The following is a 7,504-nucleotide window of genomic DNA, read 5'->3' on the forward strand; positions in this document are numbered from 1 at the left end:
GGCGAGTTCCGACTCGCCGCCGGGGGCCCTTGTCCCGTTTCGGGTGCCATGGAACGGTCGAGGGCGGGAAGACGGGAGGCCTGGACTCACCCGACGGGCGACACGCACGACGAGGGGCACCGCGACGCGATGGCACAACGGACGACGGCACGGACACCGACGCAGACACCACCCGAGGTGCGGGCACAGCCGCGGGTGCGGGAGCCGGTGGCGGCTCCCGAGCAGGGCAGACCGGCCGCCCGGGAGTCGTACTTCGACAACGTGAAGTACCTGACGATCGTGCTGGTCGCGTGCGGGCACGCCTGGGAGCCGCTGACGTACGGCAGCCGGGCCGTGCACGCGGTGTACCTGTTCGTCTACGCCTTCCACATGCCGGCGTTCGCTCTCGTGTCCGGGTACTTCTCGCGGAGCTTCGACATGGCGCCGGGCCGGCTGCGGCGGCTGATCACCGGGGTCGTCGTGCCGTACGTCGTCTTCGAGGTGGCGTACACGCTGTTCTACCGCTGGGCTCAGGACGATCCGGGGTATCCGGTCAGCCTGCTGGATCCCTGGTATCTGATGTGGTTCCTGGTCGCGCTGTTCGTGTGGCGGATGTCGACGCCGCTGTGGCTGCAGCTGCGGCACCCGGTGCCGGTGGCGCTGGCGATCGGCACGGCGGTGTCGATGTGGCCGGGCGTGGGCGGGGATCTGGCGTTGCAGCGGGTGCTGCAGTTCCTGCCGTTCTTCGTGGTGGGGCTCGTGCTGCGGCCGGAGCACTTCGCGCGGCTGCGGACGTGGCGGGTGCGCAGGGTGGCCGCGGCGGTCCTCGCGGCGGCGGTCGTGGCGGCGTACGCCGTGGAGCCGAGGCTGGATGCAGGCTGGTTCTACCACCGTGCCGGCGTCGCCGAGCAGGGCGTACCGGCGTGGACGGGGCTGATCGTCACGCCGGCGCTGTTCGTTCTGGCGCTGGTGCTGACCGCCTGCTTCCTGGCGTGGGTGCCGGGCCGCAGGCTGTGGTGCACGGCGCTGGGCACGGGGACGCTGTACGCGTATCTGCTGCACGGGTTCGTCATCAAGGCGGCCCGGTTCGGCGACTGGTACGCGCATCCATGGCTGCACACGCCGCTGGGCGAGCTGGCGGTGACGGGCCTGGCGGCCGGCGGGATCACGCTGCTGTGCGCGGGGCCGGTGCGCAGGGTGTTCCGGCCGGTGGTGGAGCCGGCCATGGAGTGGGCGTTCCGGCCGACGCGGCGCGAGCGCCGGGCGGCGGCCGGGGGGTGCGCGCGAGAGCCGGCGCGGGTCACATCCGGCGGTGGGTGACGGCCTGCGCCGAGGCGAGCAGGCACTGCATGCGTTCGGTGAGCGAGGCCAGGTCGTCGGCGGGGCTGTGGAACGGGATGCGGACGTCGGCCTGTCCGCGGGCGCGTTCCAGACGGAGTGTCAGTCCGTGCCGGTCGACGGCGAGCGGCTGGACGCGGGTGACGCCGTGCAGGCTGTCGGGGCAGATGAGCCGGGTGAGCTGCTCGACGGCCTCGGGGTGGACGTCGGCGAGGTGGGTGAGGAGCCGGGGTTCGGCGCGGGCCAGCGGGTCGGCGCTGGTGGCGGCGAGTTCGTCGAGGTCGATGCCGGTGCGGCCGGTGCGGGTCTGCAGGACGGCGCGTTCGGTGCGCAGCACCAGTTCGTCGCCGTCCGGGACGAGTTCGCCGGAGAGCCAGAGCCGGGCGCGGATCCGGTCCCGTACGGGGACGGGCGCGGTGTCGGCGAACTCCACGAGGGTCGTGGGGCGGCCGTGCGGGGCGCAGAGCGCGGCGGCGGCGAGGACGCTGTCGGGCGGCGGCGCGATGCGCAGGGTGCCGTCCTCGTCGACGCGGTGGGCGCCGACGAGGTCGTCCCGTCCCACGTCGGTGGTGATGCCGCAGCTGAATGCGGTGGCGAGCACGGAGCGTGCGTGGGCCGCCGTGGTGGGCACGGCGGCAGCGATCGATCGGACACCCATCCCGGAACCTCCATTAGGTAAGGCTTGCCTAACTTATCCGAGACCTCGGTGAGGGTCCAGCCCCGGGGCCCGCCCTCCGGTCCACCCCACCGCCCTGTGTCGTCCCCGCCCGGGCGCGCCGCCGTGCGCTTGACTCGGAAGATGCGCCGATTCCTCCTGTTCGTCCTCGCCGTCGCCGCGGCGGCCGCCACGACGGCCCTGTCGCTGCTCGTGTCGCCCTGGTGGTGGTGCGCCGCCGGTCCCCTGCTCGCCCTGGCCGCGCTCGGCGTCGCCGATCTGACGCAGACCCGCCACTCGGTGCTGCGCAACTACCCGCTCGTCGGCCATCTGCGCTTCGTGATGGAGTCGCTGCGCCCCGAGATGCAGCAGTACTTCATCGAGCGCAACTACGACGGCCGGCCCTACGACCGCGATGTGCGCAGCATCGTCTACGAGCGGGCCAAGGACACCGAGGCGGCGGAGCCCTTCGGCACCGAGCAGGACGTGTACGCGTCCGGCCACGAGTTCCTGGTCCCGTCCATGCGGCCGGTGGACGCGCCCGAGAAGGCGCCGACGGTACGGATCGGCGGGCCCGACTGCTCACACCCGTACGACATGTCCCTACTGAACGTCTCCGGGATGAGCTTCGGCGCGCTGTCCTCGCACGCCATCCGGGCACTCAACGCGGGCGCGGCACTCGGCGGCTTCGCCCATGACACCGGGGAGGGCGGCCTTTCGGACCACCATCTGGCGCCGGGCGGCGACCTGGTCTGGGAGATCGGCACCGGCTACTTCGGCTGCCGCACGAAGGACGGGGGCATGGACCGCGCCGAGTTCGCGGACAAGGTGGCCGACTCCCGGGTCAAATGTGTGTCGCTGAAGCTGTCGCAGGGGGCGAAGCCCGGGATCGGCGGGGTGCTGCCGGGCGGCAAGGTGGACGCCGAGATCGCCCGGGTACGGGATGTTCCGGTGGGCGAGACAGTCATCTCGCCGCCCTGTCACCGGGAGTTCTCGACGCCGCGCGAGATGGTGCTGTTCCTCGCGGAGCTGCGGGAGCTGGCGGGCGGCAAACCCGTCGGGTTCAAGCTGTGCGTCGGTTCACGCGTCCAGTTCCTCGCGGTCTGCAAGGCGATGCTGGCCGAGGGCGTCAGCCCGGACTTCGTCATCGTGGACGGCTCCGAGGGCGGCACCGGCGCGGCCCCGCTGGAGTTCGCCGACCATCTCGGCACCCCGCTCACCGAGGGCCTGATCACCGTGCACAACGCGCTGGTCGGAGCCGGGCTGCGGGACCGGATCCGGATCGGCGCGAGCGGCAAGGTCGCCACCGGCGCCGACATCGTCAAGCGGCTCGTCCAGGGCGCGGACTTCACGAACGCGGCGCGCGCCATGATGTTCGCGGTCGGCTGCATCCAGGCCCAGCGCTGCCACACCAACACCTGCCCGGTCGGGGTCACGACCCAGGATCCGCGCCGGGTGCGCGCCCTGGACATCAACGACAAGGCCGCCCGCGTGTACCACTACCAGCGGGCGACGGTGCGCAGCGCCGCCCAGATCATGGCGGCGATGGGCGTCCGCGACCCGCGTGACCTGGGGCCTCACCAACTGGTCCGCCGCATCGCACCCCACGAACTGGTCTCCTACGCGCAGCTCTACGCGTGGCTGGAGCCGGGCGAGCTCACCTCGGAGGCCCGCGAGGGCTGGGCCCGGGACTGGGCGGCCGCGGACCCCGACCGCTTCTGAGCGCCACCCGCTCACCCCAACTCCACGCGAACGGGGGGTGAATATGCCATCCGCCCACGCGCTCGGCGTCGCGAGCGGCATCATGCCCGCCATGGACGGTACTGCACTGCTCCGAGAGCTCTTCACGGCCGACGAGTACGAGGCGGTCCGCAGGCACGCGGACCATCTGGGAGTGACCGTGAGCGAGTACGTGGCCCGCTCCGCCGCCGAGCGGGCGCTGGAACGCCTGCATCTGACCGAGGCGCTGGAGGCCCGGGCCCCGCACCTGGGCAAACTGTCGATACCGCATCTGGAGCGGACCGGATGCGGAAGCGGTGCCTCGTCCCCGGCGCTCGACCGCTTCCTCGACACGCTGGCCCATCCGGCCGGTCCGGCGGCGGCCGCCGACCCGGCCTGAGTCGGGCAGGGCGCGCACACGGCCCGCCCGTGATCTGCTTGTCGATCAGGTTCCCGGGGAAGATGGCTCGTTACGAGGGGGCTCCGCCCCCGACGCGAACGAGAGGGAGTGATCGTCATGCGTGCGTCCATGGGCGCCGACCGGCGTACCGCGCGCGTGGAGTTCCTGATGCCGCAGGGCTCGGGAGCGGCGCGCTGGGCCCGTCGCATGACCCGGTCGTTCCTCGCCGGGCAGATGGAGTGCGCGGCGGGCGACGCCGAGCTGGTGGTCTCCGAACTGGTCACGAACGCGACCCGGGCGTCCCGCGGGCGCAGCGTCCGGATGAGCCTGCGCCTCGACGCGGGCGAACTGACGGTGGCCGTGCACGACGACGCGCCGGGGCTCCCCCGGATGCGGCCGGCGTCCACGAGCGCCGAGTCGGGGCGCGGGATCGCCCTGGTGCACGCGCTGGCCGACCGCTGGAGCGTGGAGCGGCATCCGTACGGCGGCAAGACGGTACGGGCGGTCCTCGGCCCCTGCTGAACGCGCGGGACGCGACGCCGGCCCTCGGGCCGCCGCCGCGTCCTGGTGGAACGCGGGGCTCAGTGGCCCCGCGCGATCCACTCCTCCAACTGCGGTGCCTCGGCGCCGATCGTCGTCGCGTCGCCGTGACCGGTGCGGACCACGGTGTCCTCCGGCAGCGTCAGGAGCTTCCCGCGGATCGACTCGATGATCGTCGGGAAGTCGCTGAAGGTGCGGCCGGTGGCGCCCGGGCCGCCCTGGAACAGGGTGTCGCCGGTGAAGACGGTGCCGAGTGCCGGGGCGTACAGGCTGACGGCGCCGTGGCAGTGGCCGGGCGTGTGCAGCACCGTCAGCTCGGCCCCGGCGACGGACAGCCGCTGTCCGTCGGCCAGTTCACCGTCGGGCGCGCGGTCCGGGTGGGTCCGCTTCCACAGTTCGGTGTCGGCCGGGTGCAGCAGGATCGGTGCCCCGGTGCGCTCGGCGAGCGCGGGGGCCGCGTCGATGTGGTCGTCGTGCGCGTGGGTGCACACGATGGCGACGAGCCGGCGCTCCCCGACGGCCTCGGCGATGGCGTCGGCGTCGTGGGCGGCGTCGATGACGACCACCTCGCGGTCGTCGCCGACGAGCCACACGTTGTTGTCGACGTCCCAGGTGCCGCCGTCGAGCGAGAACGTGCCGGACGTGACGAGGTGTTCGACGCGCGCGGGACCCGCGGCTGCTTCGGTGGCGGCCATCAGAAGACCACCACCGAACGCAGGACGTCGCCCTGGTGCATCCGCTCGAAGGCCTTCTCGACGTCCGCGAGCGCGATGGTCTCGGTCACGAACGCGTCGAGGTCGAGGCGGCCCTGGAGGTACAGGTCGATGAGCATCGGGAAGTCGCGGGAGGGCAGGCAGTCGCCGTACCAGGACGACTTGAGCGAGCCGCCGCGGCCGAAGACGTCGAGCAGCGGCAGGTCGAGGCGCATCTCCGGGGTGGGCACGCCGACGAGGACGACGGTGCCGGCGAGGTCGCGGGCGTAGAAGGCCTGCTCGTACGTCTCCGGGCGGCCGACCGCGTCGATGACGACGTCGGCGCCGAAGCCGCCGGTCAGCTCGCGCACGGCCTCGACGGCGTCAGTGGAGCGGGAGTTGACGGTGTGGGTGGCGCCCAGCGAGCGGGCGGTCTCCAGCTTCTTGTCGTCGATGTCCACGGCGATGATCTTCGCGGCTCCGGCGAGGCGGGCGCCCACGACCGCCGCGTTGCCCACGCCGCCGCAGCCGATGACGGCCACGGAGTCGCCGCGGCCGACCTCGCCGGTGTTGATGGCGGCGCCGAGGCCCGCCATGACGCCGCAGCCGAGCAGGCCCGCGGCGGCGGGCGAGGCGGCCGGATCGACCTTGGTGCACTGGCCGGCGGCGACGAGGGTCTTCTCGGCGAACGCGCCGATGCCGAGCGCCGGGGACAGCTCCGTGCCGTCCGTCAGCGTCATCTTCTGCTTCGCGTTGTGGGTGTTGAAGCAGTACTGGGGGCGACCGCGCAGACACGCGCGGCACTGGCCGCACACCGCGCGCCAGTTGAGGATCACGTAGTCGCCGGGGGCGACCTCGGTGACGCCCTCGCCGACCGACTCGACGACGCCGGCCGCCTCGTGACCGAGCAGGAACGGGAACTCGTCGTTGATCCCGCCCTCCCGGTAGTGCAGATCGGTGTGGCAGACCCCGCACGCCTGGACCTTCACGACGGCCTCGCCCGGTCCGGGGTCCGGCACGATGATCGTCTCGATGGTCACCGGTGCGCCCTTGGCCCGTGCGATCACGCCCTGAACCTGCTGTGCCATGACGGTCAGCCCTCTTTCTCTACGCGTTCGTTCACGCTTGTTGCCCGCCCATCGTCGCTCACGCCGGGGGTGCGGCGCAGCAGGGGTGCGCAGGTCGGGGCGTTCTAGGCTGCGTACGTGCGTGAGACAAGCTTGGCGGCGTCGACGCTGCTGCCGGTCGACGGGTCGCTCGCGGCGGCGCTGATCGTGCTGCTGGTCCTCGCGGCCACGGTCGCGGCGGTGTTCCGGCTCGCGCCGGACGGGTCGTGGCGGCGTGCGCGGGACATCGTGCTCGCGGGTGTGCGGGCCGCGGTGCAGCTCGCGGTCGTGGCGCTGGTGATCGGCTGGGTGGTGCGCCACGGGGCGGCGCTGCTCGGCTTCCTGCTGGTGATGGGCGCCGTGGCCACGGTGACGGCCGGGCGGCGGGTGACGCGGGCCCGCGGGTGGGGCTTGGCCTGGGCGGCGGTGCCGATCGCGCTGCCCGTCGCGCCGATCGTCGGAGCGCTCGTCCTGTCCGGGCTGCTGCCGACTCGCGGGATCGCGCTGATCCCGGTGACCGGCATCCTGATCGGCGGGGCGATGACGGCGACGGTCCTCGCGGGGCGGCGCGCGCTGGACGAGCTGACCTTGCGCAAGGGCGAGGTCGAGGCCTGCCTCTCGCTCGGGCTGCTCCCCCGCGAGGCCCGCCTGGAGATCGCCCGCCCCGCCGCGTCCGAGGCCCTCCTCCCCGGCCTGGACCAGACCCGCACGGTCGGCCTGGTGACGCTGCCCGGCGCCTTCGTCGGCATGCTCCTGGGCGGCGCCTCCCCGGTGTCGGCGGGCGCGGTCCAGCTGTTCGTCCTCGTGGCGCTGATGGCGGTCCAGGCGATCGCGGTGGCGGCAACGGTGGAACTGGTGGCCCGGGGCCGTCTGCACCGCCCGGGGCCGTGAGCTCGGGCAGCGGCTCTCGGGTCTCGCGTGCAGCCCCGTGCGCCCGGATCGGCTCCTCGCGGCTCTCGTCTGCCCGATGCGGTGTCGTCGCCGAGTGCGGCCCGGTGGGGGCTGGTCGCGCCCCGCGGCGCAGCCGCTGATGTCACGGCCCCGCGCCCCTGGAGGTGCGGCCATGGGGCGCGCC

The 7,504-nt window shown here is 73.3% G+C and carries 8 protein-coding genes; 5 read left to right on the forward strand and 3 right to left on the reverse strand.

Annotated features, from left to right (window positions below; translation table 11 throughout):
* The first annotated feature begins 129 nt into the window (after positions 1–129).
* Positions 130–1,299: an acyltransferase family protein gene (locus ACFW9D_RS37085; RefSeq protein WP_384629773.1), complete on the forward strand. Its 1,170-nt coding sequence runs from the start codon at positions 130–132 to the stop codon at positions 1,297–1,299.
* Here ACFW9D_RS37085 and ACFW9D_RS37090 read toward each other — a convergent pair.
* A complete protein-coding gene (locus tag ACFW9D_RS37090; RefSeq protein WP_384629775.1) occupies positions 1,280–1,975 on the reverse strand; it encodes a DUF2470 domain-containing protein in 696 nt (231 codons plus the stop codon). The genes ACFW9D_RS37085 and ACFW9D_RS37090 overlap by 20 nt on opposite strands.
* A 141-nt stretch (positions 1,976–2,116) precedes the next feature.
* Between ACFW9D_RS37090 and ACFW9D_RS37095 the strand changes: the two genes are divergently transcribed.
* The 3 genes from ACFW9D_RS37095 (at position 2,117) to ACFW9D_RS37105 (ending at position 4,613) form a co-directional block, all read left to right on the forward strand.
* The gene (locus ACFW9D_RS37095; protein WP_384629777.1) at positions 2,117–3,694 is read left to right on the forward strand and encodes an FMN-binding glutamate synthase family protein; all 1,578 of its coding nucleotides are present in this window, start codon (positions 2,117–2,119) and stop codon (positions 3,692–3,694) included.
* 91 nt (positions 3,695–3,785) lie between these two features.
* Positions 3,786–4,091, forward strand: a complete 306-nt coding sequence (locus ACFW9D_RS37100) for a hypothetical protein (RefSeq protein WP_188335281.1) — start codon at positions 3,786–3,788, stop codon at positions 4,089–4,091.
* Positions 4,092–4,208: 117 nt separating this feature from the next.
* Positions 4,209–4,613 carry an ATP-binding protein gene (locus ACFW9D_RS37105; protein ID WP_188335282.1) on the forward strand — a complete coding sequence of 135 codons (405 nt, stop codon included), beginning with the start codon at positions 4,209–4,211 and terminating at the stop codon, positions 4,611–4,613.
* A 59-nt stretch (positions 4,614–4,672) separates the two neighbouring features.
* Here ACFW9D_RS37105 and ACFW9D_RS37110 read toward each other — a convergent pair whose 3' ends face one another.
* Positions 4,673–5,326, reverse strand: a complete 654-nt coding sequence (locus ACFW9D_RS37110) for an MBL fold metallo-hydrolase (protein ID WP_384629780.1) — start codon at positions 5,324–5,326, stop codon at positions 4,673–4,675.
* Positions 5,326–6,411 carry an S-(hydroxymethyl)mycothiol dehydrogenase gene (locus ACFW9D_RS37115; protein WP_384629782.1) on the reverse strand — a complete coding sequence of 362 codons (1,086 nt, stop codon included), beginning with the start codon at positions 6,409–6,411 and terminating at the stop codon, positions 5,326–5,328. Before ACFW9D_RS37115 ends, ACFW9D_RS37110 begins: the two co-directional genes overlap by 1 nt.
* A 117-nt stretch (positions 6,412–6,528) precedes the next feature.
* Here ACFW9D_RS37115 and ACFW9D_RS37120 point away from each other — a divergent pair, with 117 nt between their 5' ends.
* Positions 6,529–7,320 carry an ABC transporter permease gene (locus ACFW9D_RS37120; protein ID WP_384629784.1) on the forward strand — a complete coding sequence of 264 codons (792 nt, stop codon included), beginning with the start codon at positions 6,529–6,531 and terminating at the stop codon, positions 7,318–7,320.
* Positions 7,321–7,504 lie beyond the last annotated feature (184 nt).

It is taken from the genome of Streptomyces sp. NPDC059524 (assembly GCF_042749255.1).
Lineage (GTDB): Bacteria > Actinomycetota > Actinomycetes > Streptomycetales > Streptomycetaceae > Streptomyces > Streptomyces xanthii.

Coding starts and splice junctions, on each gene's coding strand:
- ACFW9D_RS37105 (WP_188335282.1), top strand. CDS start 4,209: ATGCGTGCGTCCATGGGCGCCGACCGGCGTACCGCGCGCGTGGAGTTC.
- ACFW9D_RS37115 (WP_384629782.1), bottom strand. CDS start 6,411: ATGGCACAGCAGGTTCAGGGCGTGATCGCACGGGCCAAGGGCGCACCG.
- ACFW9D_RS37095 (WP_384629777.1), top strand. CDS start 2,117: ATGCGCCGATTCCTCCTGTTCGTCCTCGCCGTCGCCGCGGCGGCCGCC.
- ACFW9D_RS37100 (WP_188335281.1), top strand. CDS start 3,786: ATGGACGGTACTGCACTGCTCCGAGAGCTCTTCACGGCCGACGAGTAC.
- ACFW9D_RS37110 (WP_384629780.1), bottom strand. CDS start 5,326: ATGGCCGCCACCGAAGCAGCCGCGGGTCCCGCGCGCGTCGAACACCTC.
- ACFW9D_RS37090 (WP_384629775.1), bottom strand. CDS start 1,975: ATGGGTGTCCGATCGATCGCTGCCGCCGTGCCCACCACGGCGGCCCAC.
- ACFW9D_RS37085 (WP_384629773.1), top strand. CDS start 130: ATGGCACAACGGACGACGGCACGGACACCGACGCAGACACCACCCGAG.